Annotated in this window: 17 protein-coding genes; 12 read left to right on the forward strand and 5 right to left on the reverse strand. The window is 40.6% G+C overall.

What is annotated here, in order from left to right; all coding sequences use genetic code 11:
- Nucleotides 1-4: 4 nt before the first annotated feature.
- Nucleotides 5-910, reverse strand: coding sequence for a LysR family transcriptional regulator (locus MKL62_RS10370; RefSeq protein ID WP_005128944.1), 906 nt, complete (start codon nt 908-910; stop codon nt 5-7).
- Between the two features lie 98 nt (nt 911-1,008).
- Here MKL62_RS10370 and MKL62_RS10375 point away from each other — a divergent pair, with 98 nt between their 5' ends.
- Nucleotides 1,009-1,605 carry an NAD(P)H-dependent oxidoreductase gene (locus MKL62_RS10375; protein ID WP_001062881.1) on the forward strand — a complete coding sequence of 199 codons (597 nt, stop codon included), beginning with the start codon at nt 1,009-1,011 and terminating at the stop codon, nt 1,603-1,605.
- Nucleotides 1,606-1,661: 56 nt separating this feature from the next.
- Here MKL62_RS10375 and pobR read toward each other — a convergent pair whose 3' ends face one another.
- Entirely contained in the window at nt 1,662-2,477 is an 816-nt protein-coding gene (gene pobR / locus MKL62_RS10380; protein ID WP_030423646.1) for an IclR family transcriptional regulator PobR, read from the reverse strand.
- A 141-nt stretch (nt 2,478-2,618) separates the two neighbouring features.
- Here pobR and pobA point away from each other — a divergent pair, with 141 nt between their 5' ends.
- The 8 genes from pobA (at nt 2,619) to phnX (ending at nt 12,101) form a co-directional block, all read left to right on the forward strand.
- Entirely contained in the window at nt 2,619-3,833 is a 1,215-nt protein-coding gene (pobA, locus tag MKL62_RS10385) for a 4-hydroxybenzoate 3-monooxygenase (RefSeq protein WP_005128941.1), read from the forward strand.
- 175 nt (nt 3,834-4,008) lie between these two features.
- Nucleotides 4,009-4,731, forward strand: a complete 723-nt coding sequence (locus MKL62_RS10390) for a UTRA domain-containing protein (protein ID WP_005128939.1) — start codon at nt 4,009-4,011, stop codon at nt 4,729-4,731.
- 91 nt (nt 4,732-4,822) lie between these two features.
- Complete coding sequence (locus MKL62_RS10395; protein WP_005128938.1) at nt 4,823-5,860, forward strand: putative 2-aminoethylphosphonate ABC transporter substrate-binding protein; 1,038 nt, start codon at nt 4,823-4,825, stop codon at nt 5,858-5,860.
- Between the two features lie 22 nt (nt 5,861-5,882).
- A complete protein-coding gene (locus MKL62_RS10400) occupies nt 5,883-7,085 on the forward strand; it encodes an ABC transporter ATP-binding protein (protein WP_005128937.1) in 1,203 nt (400 codons plus the stop codon).
- Nucleotides 7,079-8,788 carry a putative 2-aminoethylphosphonate ABC transporter permease subunit gene (locus MKL62_RS10405; protein ID WP_005128936.1) on the forward strand — a complete coding sequence of 570 codons (1,710 nt, stop codon included), beginning with the start codon at nt 7,079-7,081 and terminating at the stop codon, nt 8,786-8,788. Before MKL62_RS10400 ends, MKL62_RS10405 begins: the two co-directional genes overlap by 7 nt.
- A gap of 101 nt (nt 8,789-8,889) precedes the next feature.
- Entirely contained in the window at nt 8,890-10,044 is a 1,155-nt protein-coding gene (locus MKL62_RS10410) for a TIGR03364 family FAD-dependent oxidoreductase (protein ID WP_005128935.1), read from the forward strand.
- 26 nt (nt 10,045-10,070) lie between these two features.
- A complete protein-coding gene (phnW, locus tag MKL62_RS10415; protein ID WP_005128934.1) occupies nt 10,071-11,258 on the forward strand; it encodes a 2-aminoethylphosphonate--pyruvate transaminase in 1,188 nt (395 codons plus the stop codon).
- Nucleotides 11,259-11,285: 27 nt separating this feature from the next.
- Nucleotides 11,286-12,101: a phosphonoacetaldehyde hydrolase gene (gene phnX / locus MKL62_RS10420; RefSeq protein WP_004887729.1), complete on the forward strand. Its 816-nt coding sequence runs from the start codon at nt 11,286-11,288 to the stop codon at nt 12,099-12,101.
- 222 nt (nt 12,102-12,323) lie between these two features.
- On the opposite strand, the gene MKL62_RS10425 is transcribed toward phnX, so the two are convergent.
- A complete protein-coding gene (locus MKL62_RS10425) occupies nt 12,324-13,574 on the reverse strand; it encodes an MFS transporter (protein ID WP_005128933.1) in 1,251 nt (416 codons plus the stop codon).
- 61 nt (nt 13,575-13,635) lie between these two features.
- The gene (locus tag MKL62_RS10430; RefSeq protein WP_005128932.1) at nt 13,636-14,787 is read right to left on the reverse strand and encodes an acyl-CoA dehydrogenase family protein; all 1,152 of its coding nucleotides are present in this window, start codon (nt 14,785-14,787) and stop codon (nt 13,636-13,638) included.
- A 331-nt stretch (nt 14,788-15,118) separates the two neighbouring features.
- On the opposite strand from MKL62_RS10430, the gene MKL62_RS10435 reads away from it, so the two are divergent.
- Both MKL62_RS10435 and MKL62_RS10440 read left to right on the forward strand, forming a co-directional pair.
- Nucleotides 15,119-16,336 (forward strand): CaiB/BaiF CoA transferase family protein, encoded by a 1,218-nt coding sequence (locus tag MKL62_RS10435; RefSeq protein WP_005128931.1) that lies wholly within the window; start codon nt 15,119-15,121, stop codon nt 16,334-16,336.
- Between the two features lie 186 nt (nt 16,337-16,522).
- The gene (locus MKL62_RS10440; RefSeq protein ID WP_025470063.1) at nt 16,523-17,368 is read left to right on the forward strand and encodes an IclR family transcriptional regulator; all 846 of its coding nucleotides are present in this window, start codon (nt 16,523-16,525) and stop codon (nt 17,366-17,368) included.
- 65 nt (nt 17,369-17,433) lie between these two features.
- Here MKL62_RS10440 and MKL62_RS10445 read toward each other — a convergent pair whose 3' ends face one another.
- On the reverse strand, nt 17,434-18,243 hold the full coding sequence (locus MKL62_RS10445; protein WP_005128928.1) for an enoyl-CoA hydratase: 810 nt from the start codon (nt 18,241-18,243) through the stop codon (nt 17,434-17,436).
- Nucleotides 18,244-18,464: 221 nt separating this feature from the next.
- Between MKL62_RS10445 and MKL62_RS10450 the strand changes: the two genes are divergently transcribed.
- Nucleotides 18,465-19,436, forward strand: coding sequence for an NAD(P)H-dependent flavin oxidoreductase (locus MKL62_RS10450; protein ID WP_005128927.1), 972 nt, complete (start codon nt 18,465-18,467; stop codon nt 19,434-19,436).
- Nucleotides 19,437-19,458 lie beyond the last annotated feature (22 nt).

Here is a 19,458-nt window from a genome sequence, read left to right on the forward strand (position 1 = left end):
AAGCTTATTTGTTCAGTTCAGGGGGTAAATGCTGCGCCAAATAATCAATTGCAAGACGGGTTTTTAGCGGCATAAAAGGCAGTGTAGGCCATACTAAATGAATCGGAAAAGCAGTGCTCGACATGGTGTCTAACACTTGTACCAGCTTACTGTCCTGTAATTCATTTTGAATGAGCCAGTCGGGTAGCCAAGCGATACCAGCTCCAGTAAGCGCTGCGTTTTTAATGGCTTGTAAGTCATTTAAAAGAAGTTTTGCTTTGGGTTTAATAAATAAAGGCTCGTCATTTTCCTTTTGAAGTCGCCATTTCTGCATTTGACCAAAATGCGGATCGGCAATAGTCGCGTGCTGGTCTAAGTCTTCAATATGTTCTAGGGGATCTGCTTTATTTAAATAGTCAGGTGAGGCACAAAGTAGCATTCGATGCTCACCAATCGGCTTGGCAACGAGCTGAGTGGTGTCAGGCAATGCCCCGATTCTTATACATAAATCAAAACCTTCTTCGATCAAGTCTGCATTTCGGTCATTAAATGAAATTTCTAACTGTAAGTCCGCATGTTGCTGAGCAAATTTTACCATGAGCGGGGCAGCAAAGAGTTGCCCGAACAGCACTGGCACAGACATTCTTAATCGGCCTGTTGCGTTAATTTTGCCTTGGTCTAATAAAGCCGCCGCATTTTGTATTTCACTTAACGCTCGACAGCTATGTTCATAAAACAAAGCGCCTTCGTCAGTCATGCTGAGCGAACGTGTTGTTCTTTTAAATAGAGCCACACCAAGCTGATCTTCAAGCCGAGCAATATTTTTACTTATGGCTGAGCGAGTTAAATGCAATTGCTCGGCAGCTTTTACAAAACTTCCAGCTTCAACCACCGTCACAAATATAGATATTGCACTTAGTTCATGTTGCATGATTGTTGCCTAAAAGGAACCAATGATAAGAAATAATATCACCACTGTTGAATTTATTGTGGGGTTAATATGGCTTCATCAAAAACGTGGAGATGGTCATGGCTAAAATATTGGTATTAAAATCCAGCATTATGGGTGAGGGTTCACAAACCAATCGCCTAATTGATGTAATGCTTGAACATCGAAAAGACCAAGGTTTGCAAGATGACATTACCATACGCAATTTAGCTGAAATGAATCTGCCTGTATTAGATCTAGAAATTTTTCAGGCGCTTCGTGGGGCTGAAAATGTAAATCAAGACATTCAACGAATCGTTGCTTTGTCGGACGAATTAATTGCTGAATTAAAAAGCGCTGATTTATTGATCATTGGCGCACCCATGTACAACTTAAATGTGCCGACTCAACTCAAAAACTGGTTTGACTTGGTGGCACGAGCAAGACAAACATTCCGCTACACCGAAACTTATCCTCAAGGTTTGGTTGAAGGAGTAAAAGCGGTGGTGGTAAGTAGTCGGGGTGGTATTCATGTCGGCCAAGAAACTGAGGCAGTCACGCCTTATCTCAAAGCAGTGTTAGGGCTAATGGGCATTCATGACGTCGATTTTATCTATGCAGAAGGCTTAGACATGCAGGCCTATCGCAGCAACGCTTTAGATTTGGCAAGCCAGCAAGTTAAAGAATTCGCTGTTTAAAATTATGAGTTGAAACTCTTGTACCTCTAATTGATGACGAGAGTTTCTAAGTCTATTTAAATTACATTTCTAAGTTCATTTGCCGTGTTACGCAGCAATGGCAAAATTTGCTGAACCAAATAATCTTCTTGTATGCGGTTGGTTTGAGACATGCAGTTAAGTGCTGCCACTGCTTGACCTTGTGCATTAAAAACGGGCACGGCAATCGCAATTACGCCAAGCTCATGTTCTTCTTTGGAAAGGCAATAATCCGATAATGAAATACCCTTAAGCACTTCAAAAAACTTTGACTCATCTATTATGGTAAAAGGCGTTAAACGTTTTAAACCGTAATTTTTTACCCACGCGTGCTGAGCTTCTTCGGGCAGTGCTGCCAGCAATACTTTACCTGTAGACGTGGCATGGGCAGGCAGTCGGTTTCCTAAGTGCATGCCATAAGGACTTACACGCAAATTATCTTGCTGTGGTAAATAACTACGGGCAATTGGCACCACTTCGTTATCGTCTAACACCACAATCGAAAAAGTAAGTGATGTCTGCGCGCACAAAAGATTTAAAAATGATTGAGCAACTTTAGGCAGGTGGGCAGAGCTTAGATAAGAACTCGAAAAGCGCAGCACGCGATGAGTGAGCCAAAAGTAATGTTCATCTGTTTCTAAATAGCCTAGGTATTTTAAAGTTTTTAGGTAACGCCTTGCCGCTGTACGACTAATACCGGTTCGTTCTACCACTTGAGTGACATTAAGCCGTTGCCGATCTGTTCCAAAAGCTTCCAATAAAGCCAAGCCTTTTGCTAATCCTGCAATGTAGTCATCTTGACGAATTTTCTCATGCGAGTTCGGGTGCTCTAGAAAAGCATCGAGAGAAGGCATCCTTTCATTCCTGTTATTTTGGTTGTTTCTGTCCGCTATTCGGACAAACTAAATGATAAACGGTTATTTTCGTCTTGGATACATAGTGAACAAAACTTAAAGCCAGTAATTTAAAAGTCAGGATGAAACAAGGATGAAGTTATGGATATTTTAAAGACACAGGTTGCAATTATTGGTTCTGGACCAGCAGGGTTATTGCTTGGGCAACTTCTATATAAAGCTGGAATTGATCATATTATTGTTGAGCAACGTAGTGCTGAATATGTGGCTTCACGGATTCGTGCAGGAATTTTAGAGCAAGTTTCGGTCGATTTACTTAAACAAGCAGGCGTTGACCAAAACTTAAAAGAAAAAGGATTACCACATTCGGGCATCGAAATCTTAACCAATGGTGAAAAGCATCGGGTTGATTTGGCTGCACTCACAGGTGGAAAACAAGTGACAGTATATGGTCAGACCGAAGTCACCAAAGATTTAATGGCTGCGCGTGAAGTAGAGCAGCTTACTTCATTTTATGAAGCTCAAAATGTACAAGTGAAAGATTTCTACACTGCACCAAAAGTTGAGTTTGAGTACCAAGGTAAAGCTTTTCAAATTCAGTGTGACTTTATAGCAGGGTGTGATGGCTACCATGGTGTCTGCCGTGCCAGCGTGCCTGAAGATAAAATTAAGACCTTTGAAAAAGTTTATCCGTTTGGCTGGTTAGGGGTGTTGGCCGATGTGCCACCTGTAGCTGATGAACTCATTTACGTACAGTCAGAACGTGGATTTGCTTTATGTAGTATGCGCTCAGAAACACGTAGTCGTTATTATTTACAAGTCCCTTTAACAGATCACGTCGAAGACTGGTCGGATGAAAAGTTCTGGGAGGAGTTAAAAAACCGCCTAGACCCTGAAAGCCGTGAAAAGTTAGTGACAGGACCTTCTATTGAAAAAAGTATCGCGCCGTTACGTAGCTTTGTGACCGAGCCAATGCGTTTTGGAAAACTATTTTTAGCAGGTGATGCTGCGCATATTGTTCCACCAACAGGAGCAAAAGGCTTAAATCTCGCTGCATCTGATATTGCTTATTTATCAAGCGCACTGATTGAATATTACGCCGAAGGTTCCGAACAAGGGATAAATGAATACTCTGAAAAATGCCTACAACGCGTATGGAAAGCAGAGCGTTTTTCTTGGTGGATGACTCATTTATTGCATCGTTTTGAAACTGAAAGTGAGTTTGACCATAAGATTAAACAAGCCGAGTTGAGTTATGTACTGGGTTCGATTGCGGGTAAAACCACATTGGCCGAAAATTATGTCGGTTTGCCTTATGAGATTAAGCAAATTGATAGTTTTAAGCACGCCAGCTAAAGACTAAGTAAAAATAAAAAGGGCATACAAATGTCCTTTTTTTATAGAAAAATTTAAGTGGGCCGTACTAGCTTAAGAGATTGTTTTGCTTAAAAGATCAGCACTAATAAAAGCTTTTGTCACATTTTTTCAGTATATTGCTATTAATTTCTTTATTTATAAATTCTAAGTTTGTATGGAACAGGACCAAGCACGCATACCTAAATATATTCCTATTCGCGATGCAATTGCCCATGACATTGAATCTGGCGTATTAGAAGCCCACGCAAAACTCCCATCGGAAAGAGTGCTTTCTGAACAATTCCAAACCACTCGAGTGGCTGCACGTGAAGCTTTGTTGGCTTTGGAAACTGATGGTCTGATTTATCGTTTAGACCGCCGTGGTTGGTATGTTCGTTCTCCTCGTATTATTTATCATCCGCAGTCGACTAAAAACTTTAATCAATTTGTGATTGAACAAGGTTATGAACCTTCTACAGAAGTGATTTCGAGTGAGCTGACTCAGGCCACTTCTTGGGATGCCAAGCATTTAAAAGTTGAAAAAGGCCATCCGATTTATTCAGTTTGGCGACGTCGTTGTATTAATGGTCGACCTGTTTTGGTTGAGCATTTACGTGTGAATGCCGAGCTTTTCCCTGAGTTTTTAGCTCACGATCTCAAGCAATCGATTACTTTACTGATGGCAAATCAATATAACTGCCATATCACCAGAGCTGATATTAATCTGTATCCAACAGCTTTATCGGAACAGCAGGCCAAAGCACTGCATGTCAATGTTGGGGCGCTCGGTTTATATATTTGCCGTAGCAACAGAAATGAAGAGGGCGTGATTACCGATGTTGACCAAGAATATTGGCTACACGATGTTTTAGATTTACATTTCGAAGCGCGAGCATAAAAATACAATCTGGTTTAAACCAGATTAATTAAACTGTCATATAAAGCTGTTGAAATACGATCATCAAATAATTGCATTCGATGGTTTGCAGATGAAACAGTATGTTAAACAGACAATTAAACTCGGCACTGCATCAGTTTTAAGTGTGGTGATCGCTATTCAAATGGGATGTTCATCAGCAACATCAAAACAATCAGAAGAAATTACAGTCTATACGGCAGTGGAAGCCGACCAACTTAAGCAATACCAAGAAGAATTACACAAAGCCTATCCTGAACTCAAAGTAAAATGGGTACGTGATTCAACTGGTGTAATCACCGCTAAACTTTTGGCAGAGCAGAAAAACCCACAAGCAAATGTGGTTTTTGGTGTGGCTTTAACCAGTTTGCTGGTCATGGAAAAAAAAGACATGCTTGAGCCTTTTAAACCTGAAGGTATTCAAAATTTAAAACCAGAATTTGTGAGCCAAAAACCTGTACCGACTTGGACGGGTATGGATGCATGGGAATCTGCAATTTGTGTCAATAAAGTCGAATTAGAAAAACGTAAGTTACCGATTCCAAAAACTTGGAAAGATTTAACCAACCCAATTTATAAAAACCTGATTGTGATGCCAAATCCGGCTTCGAGTGGCACAGGCTATTTAGATGTCACGGCTTGGATACAAATTTGGGGCGAAAAGCAGGCATGGGACTATATGCAGGCTTTAGATAAAAACATTTCACAATATCCTCACTCGGGTTCAAAACCTTGCAAGATGGCAGCACAAGGTGAAATTCCAATTGGTGTTTCTTTTGGTTATCCGGCATTTAAGTTAAAAGCAGAAGGTGCACCTTTAGAAGTGGTTTATCCAACTGAAGGTTTAGGCTGGGAAATGGAAGCCTCAGCAATTGTGAAAGGAACCAAGAAATTAAGTAGTGCACAAAAATTTATAAATTGGTCGGTAAGCAAAGCGGCAAACGAAGCCTATGCCCATAACTTTTCAATGGTGGCCTATAAAGGCATTGAAAATACCACCATGGACTTCCCGAAAAATCTTCCTCAAATGCTTGTGAAAAATGATTTTTATTGGGCGGCCGAGCAGCGTGAACGTATTTTGGCTGAATGGTCAAAGCGTTTTGAAAAGTGATCTTTGGGATAAGGGCCTCATTATGCAAATACCTTCGTCATTGCAGTCATCGCTGCTAGGTCAAAACCAAAAGGCCGAGTTAGCAGGGCATTTATTGTCGACCTTAACGACCTATAAATATCCTGAACATGGCCCTTCGGTTTTAGAAGTAGTAGATATTCAAAAAAAGTTCCAACACTTTCAGGCCCTAACGCATATTAATTTAGACCTGAAAGCGGGCGAGTTCGTGAGCTTTTTGGGACCTTCTGGATGCGGTAAAACCACATTGCTACGCATAATTGCGGGTCTAGAAAAACCTGATTATGGAAAGGTTATAAAAAAGGGCGCAGACATTACGTTGCTCAGTGCTGAGAAGCGTCACTGTGGCATTGTGTTTCAGAACTATGCGTTATTTCCAAACTTAAATGTAGAAGAAAATATTGCCTTTGGCTTAGATAAAAAGAAATGGGATAAAGCACAGCGTAGCCAACGGGTTCAACAGTTATTAGAAATGATTGAGTTACCTGATATTGCTAAAAAATATCCAAACCAATTGTCGGGCGGTCAGCAACAACGTGTTGCGCTTGCTCGGGCAATTGCGCCGAAGCCTGATATTTTACTATTAGATGAACCCTTGTCTGCACTCGATGCTCAGGTACGCCTAAACCTAAGACAAAAGATCCGTTCGATTCAATCGCAGCTTAATTTGCCAACCATTATGGTCACACATGATCAAGAAGAAGCATTAAGCATTTCTGACCGTGTTGTAGTCATGAATCATGGCGTCATTGAGCAAATTGATACACCGCACAATATTTACTACAAGCCACAAACCCAATTCGTTGCCAAGTTTATTGGCACCATGAACTTTTTGGTAGCCACTTGTTCGATAGTTAATCAGCTCGAGGTTCTAGGTTTTATTCCTCTAAATTTGGAACAGCAAAAACTTAAAGCTGGGCAAAGCTACAGCATTGGTTTTAGACCAGAAGCTGTCGAGTTGGTTGATGATTTTGGTAGTGATAAAGAGTCGTTGTATTTGCCAGTTAAAGTATTAAGCACTGAATTTTTAGGTGCCAAGCTTCGTTTATTTTGCGCTATTCATATCGATGGAATTGAGCAGGAAAAACACCTTTTGCAAATTGAAATTGAAAATACCAAGTTCAAAACTTTGCAAGAACTGATGTTTATAAAAGTGCCTAATCAGCTCATTCATGTCTTTGACGAACAAGGGTACGCACTATGTTAAATGAAGCTGCTTCAGCGGTTTTAAAAACACAGCCGCGTCGAAAAACTGAATATTCATTAAGATCAAATGTTGCTTTAGCAGCCGTTGCAATCGCTTTAACTTTAGCGATTATTGCTCCTTTAATGATGTTGTTTGAAACTGCATTTTTTGATGAAAATCAAAATTTTGTTGGTCTTGAAAATTTTTATAACTATTTTGTAAGTCCAGCTTTACTCAGCTCTGTATTTAACTCGGTGTGGGTTGCTTGTGCTGCCACTGTCATTACAGTATTTCTTGCCAGTATTTATGCTTTTGCACTCACCAATGTGAATATAAAAGGCAAAGGCTTCTTTAAATTGGTTGCTTTCTTACCGATTTTAGCACCGTCACTTTTGCCTTCTTTGGCATTGGTTTATTTGTTTGGTAAGCAAGGTGTGTTTAAACCTTTGCTGGGCGATATACAAATTTATGGTCCAATCGGCATTTTAATCAGTTACTGCTTTTGGCTATTTCCAGCAATTTTAATGTTGATGATGGTGTCTTTTCGCAGTGTCGATCAGCGTTTAATTGAGGCATCTTTGTCACTGGGTAAAAATATCTGGAAGACGCATTACCATGTCACACTACCAGCAATTCGGTATGGACTCATCAGCGCAAGTCTGGTGGCTTTTATTTATGTGCTGACCGATTTCGGAATTCCGAAAGTCATTGGCGGGTCATTTAACATGATGGCGCTTGATGTCTATAAACAGATTATTGGGCAGCAAAATATGAGCATGGGTGCGGTGATTTCCATCTTGTTATTGCTACCAGCAGTGTTCGTCTTTATTTTCGATCGTATTCAAAGCAAACGTCATGCACGGTTTCAAGCCTTTCAGGCTAAACCTTATGTTTCAGCATCGAATAAAAAACTTGAAGTTGTTCTGAGCCTATTTTGTGGGTTGGTTTCAGGGGCGATTTTACTGATTATCTTTACGGCAGTGCTGGCTTCATTCATTCAGTCTTGGCCTTATGATTTGTCTTTGACCTTAGCGCATTACAGTTTTGAATATGTCGATGGTGGCGGTTGGGCAGCGTACTTTAACTCGATTCGCATGGCACTCTTTAGTACGGTTTTTGGAACAGCACTGATTTTTATGGTGGCACTATTAACCGAACGTTTTAAGGCACATCCATTCATTAAAAACTATGTGCAAGCTTTGGTTTTATTACCACTTGCTGTGCCGGGGCTGGTTCTAGGTATTGCTTATATTTTGTTTTTTAACCTGCAAAGTAATCCGTTAAATGTGCTGTATGGAACCATGACCATTTTGGTGATTTCAACCATCGTGCATTATTACACTGTGCCACACCTCACTTTAACCAATGCGATTAAACAAATTCCGCTACAGCTCGACCAAGCAGCAGAAACTTTAGGTACATCGAAGTGGAAAACCTTTTGGAAAGTGTATTTGCCTATGTGTTTTCCAGCGCTATGCGATGTATCAGTCTATATTTTTGTTAATGCGATGACCACTGTGTCGGCTGCGATTTTCCTCTATTCACCAGATACCAGTTTAGCTGCGGTGGCCGTTTTAAATATGGATGATGCGGGAGACACGGTTGCTGCTGTTGCGATGAGCATTTTGATTTTGACGACCTCATGTGTTGTAAAACTCATTCACTGGTTATTTACCCGAAAAATTATGGCAAGTAGTCAGCAATGGCGTGAAAGCTCTCACTAAGTCTTAGCTAAACACAATTTTTATTTAACCGATTGAAACGAAATGCTTTGTTCAACGAGGCAAGGGTTTGTTCATCCTAAATTTCGCAAATTGGAAGTCTTATGAATAACGCACAGTTTGATTTAATTATTGTCGGAGCCGGTATTTTAGGTTTATCCGCTGCCATACAGGCACAAGAACAAGGCTTGAAAGTCTGTATCTTTGAGAAAAATGCCAAGCCTGTGGGCGCAACTCGCCGTAATTTCGGCATGGTCGGAACATCGACCTTAACCCATCCAGAGCAAAAGTGGAGAAAGTACGCGCTTGAAACGCGTTCTTTTTATCAACGCATTCAGGCTGAAACCGATATTTCATTTGAGCAAAGACAAGGTGTGTATCTGGCAAATACGGCACTTGAATGGCAGGTTTTAAATGAGTTTGCCGAGCGTGCAAATAGCTACCAAATTCCAGTTCATTTGTTTAGCCATGAGGAATTGGTCACCCAATTTTCTTATTTAAATCCTTCGCAGCAGTTTCAAGGCGGTTTGGTTTTTGAAGAAGACTATTCGGTCGAACCGCATGTGATTGGGCAGCGACTGTTGGCATATGCCGAAAGAAACGGCGTAAAGATTTATACCAATGCCTGTGTTGTTCAAACCCAATATCAGAAGGAAAGTTGTCAGGTTCGTTTGGCAAGTGGCGAGGCATATCGGGCAAATAAAGTTTTGATCTGTCATGGTGAAGTCATCGATGTTTTATATCCAGATCTCTTACAAAGCTTGAATCTGAAACGTTGTGGTTTGCAAATGGCCCTGACTCAACGGTTTCACCAAAACTTAAATGCTTCTCTTTATTCAGGCTTATCTATTTCACGTTATCCGGCTTTTGAAATTTGCCCAAGTCATGCCGAGCTAGTTAAAGCATCACAGCAGGGTTTCATTAAAGAATTCGGTATTCATATTCTGATTAAACAAAACGAATTTGGTGAACTGATCGTAGGAGATAGTCACGAATATCATTCTATTAACGAAGCGCCTCAGTTCGAGCAACGCGAAGAGATTAATGAGTTTATTCAAACGTACTGCCACGAAAAATTAGGGCTGACTTTACCTCCAATTCAAAAACGTTGGAATGGTTATTACCTGACCCATGAACATGAGTTGGCCTGTGTCACTGAAGCTGAAAAAAATATCTTTCTGGTGAGTGCGATTGCTGGCAAAGGCATGACTACAGGGGCTGGCTTTATGAAAGAAATATTAGAACAAAATATTTACTAGTTTGTCATCTGGTTTAAACCAGATTGATGTATATTGAAATGAACGCGAAAGAAATGAGTACCATTATGAACATGCAACCCCAACTCGATATGGATTTAGAGAACAAGTATTTGCTTCTTACTCCAGGACCATTATCAACATCGGCAACAGTACGCCGTGCCATGCAAAAAGACTGGTGTACTTGGGACCAAGAATACAACTCGCTGGTACAAGATATTCGTAATCGACTGGTCAACTTGGCAACCAGCGAACCTGAAAAATATACGGCTGTGTTAATGCAAGGCAGTGGAAGTTTTGCTGTGGAGTCTGTGCTTGGGTCAGCTATTCCACGTGATGGCAAAATCTTGATCATTAATAACGGCGCATACGGTGCACGTATGGTGCAAATGGCGCGTTGCCTAAATATTGAAGTGATCGAGCTGAACTATTTAGAAACCCAAACACCAGATTTACAAGAAGTTGAGCGCGTTTTAGAAGATAAAACCATTAGCCATGTTGCTTGTGTGCACTGTGAAACCACCACTGGTATTTTAAACCCGATTCAAGACATTGGCCGTTTAGTTAAAGCTGCAGGAAAAATCTGGATTGTAGATGCCATGAGTTCATTTGGTGGTGTGCCCATGGATATGGCTGAGCTTGAAATTGATTTTCTGATTTCAAGTGCAAATAAATGTATTCAAGGTGTTCCGGGCTTTGGCTTTATTTTGGCAAAGCGTGATTGTCTAGAAGCATGTAAAGGTTTGGCACGTTCGGTTAGCCTCGATTTGTATGATCAGTGGAATACCATGGAGCAGCATAATGGCAAATGGCGTTTTACCTCGCCAACCCATGTGGTGCGTGCATTTTATCAAGCATTGCTTGAGCTTGAGGCAGAAGGCGGTGTTGCTGCACGTTATCAACGTTATTTACAGAACCAACAAACCTTATCTAAAGGTATGCAACAACTAGGCTTTGAATTGGTACTCGGTGAAGAGTGCCCACAATCACCCATCATTACCACTTTTCTTTACCCAACAGCCGAGAAATTTAGCTTTCAGTCATTCTATGAAACGCTAAAAAAATCAGGCTATGTAATTTATCCGGGCAAAGTCACTGACCTTAATTGTTTCCGTATTGGCAATATTGGCGAAGTTTATATTCAAGATATTGAAGGGCTTCTTGCTGCGATTGCCAGCTACTGCGAAAACCACCTAAACCATGCAGTAACAGCATAATTTTTATCAAATTAAGGGAAATACATCATGACAACCAACAACACACAAATTCAGGCTGTGGTTTTTGACTGGGCTGGTACAACAGTAGATTTTGGCTCACGCGCACCAATTTTGGCTTTTATGGCTTTATTTAAAGACAATAAAGTTGAAATTACGGTTGAAGAAGCGCGTGCGCCAATGGGGTTAGAAAAACGTGATCATATTGCAGCAGTTTTAAAAATGCCGCGTGTCGCAGCGGCATGGCAGGAAGTATATGGGAAGCCTGCAACTGAAGCAGATATTGACCGTTTATATAAAGACTTTATTCCTTATCAGTTAAATTCTATTCCGAAATGTTCTGCTTTAATTCCGGGTGCATTGGAAACGTTTGAAAATATTAAAAAGCGTGGTGCAAAAATTGGCAGTAACACGGGCTATGCATCTATGATGATCGGTCGTTTGGTTAAAGATGCTGCCGATCAGGGCTACCGTCCAGACTGTATCGTTACTGCCAGCGATGTGAAATTTGGCCGTCCATATCCTGAAATGTTATGGAAGAACTTAATTCAACTCGACGTATCCGACATTAAAACTGTTGTAAAAGTAGATGATACCGTGGTGGGTATCGATGAAGGTTTAAATGCTGGATGCTGGACAGTCGGACTTGCGATTAGTGGCAATGAAGTCGGTTTAAGCTATGAAGAGTGGAGCGCATTATCGGCCGATGAACAGATTGTTCTAAAAGATAAGGCATACCAAAAAATGAATGCGTCGGGCGCTCACTATGTGATTGATAGTGTCGCTGATTTGCCAAATGTACTCGATGATATTGAACGCCGTTTGGGGCAGGGTGAACGACCTTAAAGATAGTTTAGGCCAATATATTTTTAAGCTTAGCTCCCTTGGGAGCTAAGCTTACCTAAAAAATTAAAATGAAGAGTAATAAACTCTACATATGTGGAAATAAGGAGTAACTTTGAGGAGTAAACTCCTTATTTCCTGCTAACCATCTAAAACACATGTTTAGATCGTTAGACCATCAATTCTATAGGCATAGGACCTATAGGATTTTTTGTGATGGATCTTTTACGACTTTTGAGGGTCGTATATTTTTTCTTTAATGAATAGGGCTGGTATCACACCACAAATGAGGTAGGCAGCGCCCATGACGACAAAGCCTAACCCAATTGAGCCGCCAGAGGCTAAGAAACCAATCGTTGCAGGGGCTAATGCAGCGCCTAAACGTCCGACGTTATAAGCACCACCAATGGCTGTACCGCGAATGGCTGTCGCAAAGCTTTCGGTCATGTAGGTTGCATTTACGCCATACGGGATGCCGTAGAGGAAACCAAAGGTCACCAGTAAATATAGAATGTTGCTTGGCGAGTTATAAAAGACAATCAGAGGTAAGAAAATAGCAGTGCCGATTGCACCAAAGGCATAAGTAAAACGACGTCCTAATTTATCGGCCATCATGCCCGCAAGAACTTTACCTAAAATCATAGCGGTATATGTACCTACCATATAGGCGGTCATTTCCTTAAACTTCATACCGAGTTCACTTTCTAGATATGACGGCATCCAGTTATTTACGCCATAGTAGCCAAACTGTAAGAAGCCAGCTGTTAAAGCCCATAAGATAAACATATTACGGTTTCGTTTATCTTGGAAAATAAGCTTAAATGCCGAGGTTTTTTGAGCATTCTGAGCCACAACAGGTTGTTGTAGTCGAGACTTTTGCCATGCTTCTGGTTCTGGTACAAGAATGTGCATGAGGACAGCAATAACAACAGGAATAATCGCAACATAAAACAACATGCGCCAGCCATGATCGGGAATAATCCAGCCTGCAAGCAAGGTCGCAACAATATAGCCGACGGTCCAGCCAGCTTGTAAGGTTCCAAGTACTGTGGTGCGATAACGGGTTGGGACATACTCGGCCATGAGGGTATTACAGGCGATATAGAGTGAACCCAAACCCAGTGATGCAAAAAATCTTAAAATACCAAACTGAAGAAAGCTTTGGGTGAAACCTAAGCCACAGGTGAGGAGCGAGAAAGTTAAAATAGAAATAACCACAATGCGCACGCGACCAAATTTATCGCATGCCCATCCCCCAAAAATTCCACCAACAGCCATACCTGCCAATGTAAAACTGCCAAGCATACCTGCTTGTACTGAACTTAATCCAAAATCTGCCTTAATACTATTTAAGCTATAAGACAGCAGCATCAAATCTGCACCATCTACCAATAGTGCTAGAAATGCAAAAATAAATGCTATTTTCCACGTATGAGGCTGTATACGAGAAAGACCTTCTTTGTAATTTGTAGCCATAATCCATTACCTACATTTGATTGAAAGCACTTCAAGTCGTTTTAAAGTGCTTAAAATTTGATTAAGACGCAGCGCGAATCATGTTTCGGGCAATAATCACTTGTTGAATTTGAGTGGTCCCTTCATAAAGACGGAACAAACGAACATCTCGATAAAAACGTTCAATGGCATATTCACTGATATAGCCCGCACCGCCGTGAATTTGTACGCAGCGATCAGCAACGCGGCCACACATTTCGGTTGCAAACATTTTTGCGCAAGAGGCTTCCGTGCTAACGTTTTGCCCTGCATCGCGTAGGCGTGCAGCGTCTAAGACCATACATTTAGCGGCATAAATCTCGGCTTTCGAGTCAGCAAGCATGGCTTGAATGAGTTGGAATTCGGCAATCGGTTGTCCAAATTGCTTGCGTTCGATGGCGTAATTTAAAGAATCGTCTAGCATTCGTGTTGCTGCGCCGACACTCAAGGCAGCAATATGCAAACGGCCTTTATCCAGCACTTTCATAGCAGTTTTAAAACCAACACCTTCAACACCACCAATGAGTGCCGAAGCAGGGATGCGGCAATTTTCAAAAATAACGTCACAGGTATGGGCACCTTTTTGTCCCATTTTTTTATCGCGTTTGCCAAGAGAAATGCCCGGAGTTTGGCTATCAACAATAAAGGCAGAAATGCCGCCAGCACCTTTAATGTCAAAGTTTGTGCGTGCCATGACTGTAAATACACCAGCATGAGGTGCATTGGTAATAAAGCGTTTAGTGCCGTTTAACACATAAAAATCGCCATCTTTTACTGCACTGGTTTTTAAAGATGCCGCATCAGAACCTGCATCCGGTTCGGTTAAGCAAAAAGAGCTGATCACTTCACCACGTGCTAAACGTGGCAAGAAAAATGATTTTTGTGCTTCGGTCCCATCAATAATCAGGCCACTTGAGCCAATGCCATTATTGGTTCCAATGAGAGAGCGAAAAGCAGGAGAGGTACGACCTAATTCAAAAGCGACATAGACTTCTTCTTCCATCGTTAGGCCAAGACCTTCGTATTCTTCAGGAATGGTTAAACCAAATAAACCGAGAGCTTTCATTTGCTCAACGATATCTTGAGGAATTTCATCCGATTCAGCGACTTCATTCTCATGAGGAATTAATACACCTTCGACAAATTGTCGAATCATATCAACAAGTTGATTTAAGGTTTCCTGATCTCGAATCATAGTCTCGTCCTTTTACTACATGCAGAAAACATCAATGTGATGTTCGTAAAATCACCAATATTTGAAGCGATAGTAATCAAAGGATGAATGCAAAACAATATATTTTGAAAATTAATTTCGCAATGCGATACTTTGTTTTTGATTTATGTTTGGCTAATTTATTGATTTATTTAAGCTATATTTTCTTATAAAAAATCATTATTTTTAGTGGAAAATTAAAGTTTGATTTTTAAAAAGAGCTGTGTATATTAAAAATATATATCGCTATGCGAAATTTTAAATAGATAAGTTTTCTTATAGGAAATAAGTCACAAAATATAGTGGGATGAAGATGGGTGCTTTAAATGGAATTCGGGTGCTTGACTTAAGTCGGGTATTGGCTGGACCTTGGTGTGGGCAGATTCTTGCCGATTTAGGCGCAGAAGTAATCAAGATTGAACGACCGAAAGTTGGTGACGATACCCGTTCTTGGGGACCACCTTGGATGAAAGATGACTCAGGCAAAGACACTCAAGAAGCTGCATATTATCAGTCTACCAACCGTAATAAATTATCGGTTGCCATCGATATTGCCAGTCCTGATGGTCAAGAATTGATTAAAGCCCTCATTCAAGACACCGATGTCGTGATTGAAAACTACAAAGCAGGGTCTTTAAAAAAATACGGTTTAGACTACGAGTCTTTATCTGCGATTAATCCTAAACTGGTGTATTGCTCAATTACAGGCTTTGGTCAAACTGGTCCAAGAGCAGAGGAACCCGGTTACGACTTTATTATTCAGGGTATGGGCGGGCTCATGTCGGTCACAGGTGAGCGTGATGATTTGCCTGGTGGTGGACCACAAAAAGTAGGGGTCGCATTTTCCGATTTAGCCACTGGTCTTTACTCTACGATTGCCATACAGGCTGCTTTACTCAACCGTCATGTGACGGGTTTAGGCCAATACATTGATATGGCTTTGCTTGATGTTCAAATTGCCACAATGGCAAATCAGGGAATGAACTATCTTTCATCGGGTAATATCCCTAAACGTTATGGCAATGCACACGCCAATATTGTCCCTTATCAAGTGTTCAAAGCTTCTGACCGTGATTTTATTATTGCATGTGGAAATGACACTCAGTTTATTCAACTCTGTCGTAGTATTGGTTTACCCGATTTACCAAATGATCCGCGTTTTGCCCGAAATGCAGACCGCATTAAGCATCGTGATGAAATTATCGGAATTTTACAAACTCACTTTTTAACAAAAACAGCAGATGAATGGGTAGATGCAATCTATGCTGCTAAAGTTCCCGTTGGTGTGATTAATAACTTGGAACAAGCTTTTGAAGAGCCACAAGTGATTGCCAGAGAAATGCTGGTCGAGATGAATCACCCTCAACGTGAGAAACTGAAGGTAATTGGGTCACCAATCAAACTTTCGAGAACACCTGTTGAATACAAAACAGCTCCTCCATTGTTGGGTGAACATACGCAGGCAGTTTTGGGAAGAGTGGTTTCTTCAGAAAAACTGGCTGAGCTCAAAGAAAAAGGTGTAATTGGGTAGGTGGCTTAAAAGCGGAAGGTTAAAATTATATTTAAAATCAGAAAATAAAATATTTAATCTTTCGCTTTAATAAGTTAAATGAAGTTATTTTATAAATGCAGACTTGGACGTTTGCTCTTTTGCTATTTATAGAAAAAATAGATTATAATTTTCGCAGTGCGAAACAAAATATGGATTGGTATGACAATGAATGATGCAGTTGATGCAGAACAGACAGAAAAATTATTAGCGCCTTTAAGGCATGAATTATTACATCCGATTGAAGACATGCAGGATGAAAATGATCGCCAATTTATTACTGCATTAGCACGTGGTTTAGAGCTATTACGTTGTTTTACGCCTAAACATCAGCATTTGGGCAATCAAGAGCTTGCTCAGATGACAGGTTTGCCAAAACCAACCATTACTCGCCTCACACATACCTTGTCGCGTTTGGGTTATATCAAACAAGTACCTAACTCAAGCAAATTTCAGCTTTCAGTTGGAGTTCTTGCGTTTGGTTATTCGATGCTGTCTAACGTATCGATTCGCTCTATTGCTCATCCATATATGAAAAATTTGGCAGACTATGCTGGCGCTGCTGTAGCCATGGCAACACGTGATCGACTCAATATGATTTATCTTGACGTGGTGCAAGGCAAAGGCAATATGACCATGCGCCGTCAAGTCGGAACGTATTTACCGATTCATTTAAGTTCGATGGGACGTGCATGTTTAGCTGCCATGCCAGAAGATGAAAGAGAGTTCTTGCTTAATGCGATTCGTAACAAGCACAAAGAAGACTGGATCAAAATTAACCGTGATTTAGACAAAGCCTTTAAAGATTACCAAGATTTTGGTTATTGTTTTTCAATTGGCGAATGGCATAAAGATGTCAATTCTGTTGCTGTTCCACTCACTCATGAACAACATGGTTTGCTGGTGTTCAACTGTGGTGGCCCAAGTTTCATTATGAATCGTGAAAAACTCGAAGAAGATATTGCACCGCGTCTTTTACATATGGTGAATAATATTCGTACCGAGATTAGCTAAACCTATTTGATTTATTTATAAAAGCCAGCTTTGATCTTCAATGCTGGCTTTTTAGTGGGTGAGTTTTAGGCTGTTTGGCTGTGAAAGTTCGGTTTCCGTTTTTCTTTGAAAGCATTTAATGCTTCTTTAAACTCGGAACCTTGTAAACAACGCGAGAAAATAGTCGACTCATGATCAATACGATTGAGTAGATCATCAATTGGCATATCTCTTAATAACTTTTTACTGAGCTGTAAGGCTTGGCTTGGTTTGTGAGCAAGTTTAATTGCCACATCTTCAACCACTTGATCCAGCTCATTGGCTTCAAATATTTCATTTACCAGACCATAATTTTTTGCTTGTTCCGCCGAAAACTTTTCACCGAGTAAAATAATTTCCGAAGCTCGAGCAAAGCCCAATAATCTTGGCAAGATGTAACTTGAACCCGCTTCAGGTACAAGCCCCAAATTTACAAAGGGGAACTGAAAAATAGAGTTTTGGCTTGCATACACAAGGTCGCAATGTAGAAGCATAGTGCTGCCAATGCCAATTGCCACACCATTTACTTTAGCAATAATCGGTTTTGGAAACGTTGCTAAGCTTTTTAAGAAAACAATCGAAGCGGGTGGTTCGGAACTGGTGGTATCTAGTTTTTCAAATGCGTTTACATCATTGCCGCTGGTAAATGCGGAGTCTTCACCAGTAAGCACAACCACATGAATGTCTTGATTGGTTGCAGCTTGATCTAATGCCTGACTTAAAGCTGCATACATTTCATAATTAATTGCATTCTTTTTAGTGGCATTACTCATGGTGAGCGTTAGTATATTTCTATCAAAATACTTATGAATTGTGCCTGTTTTAAGCTCGCTTTGGGTTTTGTTGTTCTGCTGCATCGTTCATTCCTTTAAATAATTTTCCGTCTAAAATTTAAACTGATGCTATCGAAAAATAATTCCGTTATCAATTATTTTGTTTTATATTGTGGTATAAAATTTTGTATTGTGAAATTTTTAACTTAAATTACTTTAAATGTTGATAGGATTTATGCGTAAATAAGCATCTAGCCCTGCTAAGGAAATAAGAGGCTGGCTATAGAACAGTGAGTGGAAAGAATATGAAGACCAAAATTACAGAATTATTTGAAATTGAGCATCCAATTATTCAAGGCGGTATGCATTATGTTGGTTTTGCAGAGCTTGCGGCTGCGGTTTCGAACGCGGGCGGGTTAGGTATTATCACTGGCCTGACTCAGCGTACACCTGAAAATCTGGCAAAAGAAATTGCACGTTGCCGAGAAATGACCGATAAGCCTTTTGGGGTAAATTTAACCTTTTTGCCTACAGTAAATACTCCTGATTATCCGGGTTTTGTAGAGGCAATTATTAAAGGTGGCGTAAAGATTGTAGAAACAGCAGGGCGTAATCCTGAACAGGTGATGCCATATTTAAAGGCTGCTGGTATTAAAGTAATTCACAAATGTACTTCGGTTCGACATAGCTTAAAAGCTCAGCAAATTGGGTGCGATGCAGTTTCTGTAGATGGTTTTGAGTGCGGTGGTCACCCTGGTGAGGATGACGTGCCAAATATGATTTTATTACCTTTAGCAGCCGATGCATTAGAGATTCCGTTTGTTGCCTCAGGTGGAATGGCAGATGGGCGCTCACTCGTGGCTGCTTTAGCGATGGGAGCCGATGGAATTAATATGGGCACGCGTTTTATTGCGACTCAGGAAGCTCCCGTACATGAAAATGTGAAGCAGGCGATTTTAAATGCAACCGAACGAGATACGCGTTTAATTATGCGTGCTTTGCGAAATACTGAACGTGTCATGAATAATGCGGCCGTAGAAAAAATCGTGGCAAAAGAAAAAGCACTCGGCGATAACATTAAGTTTGAAGATATTATTGAAGAAGTTGCTGGGGTTTATCCAAAAGTCATGATTGATGGCGATGTAAATGCAGGTGCATGGTCATGTGGGTTAGTCGCAAGCTTGATTCATGATATTCCGACATGCGATGAGCTGGTCAGCCGGATTGTCAAAGAGGCAGAAGATATTATTCGTGGTCGGTTATTAGGGGTTCTATAACGAACTATTGCCTACTTTATAT

Origin of the sequence: Acinetobacter sp. AOR01_HL (assembly GCF_027855455.1) — a bacterium.
Classification (GTDB): Bacteria; Pseudomonadota; Gammaproteobacteria; order Pseudomonadales; family Moraxellaceae; genus Acinetobacter; species Acinetobacter baumannii.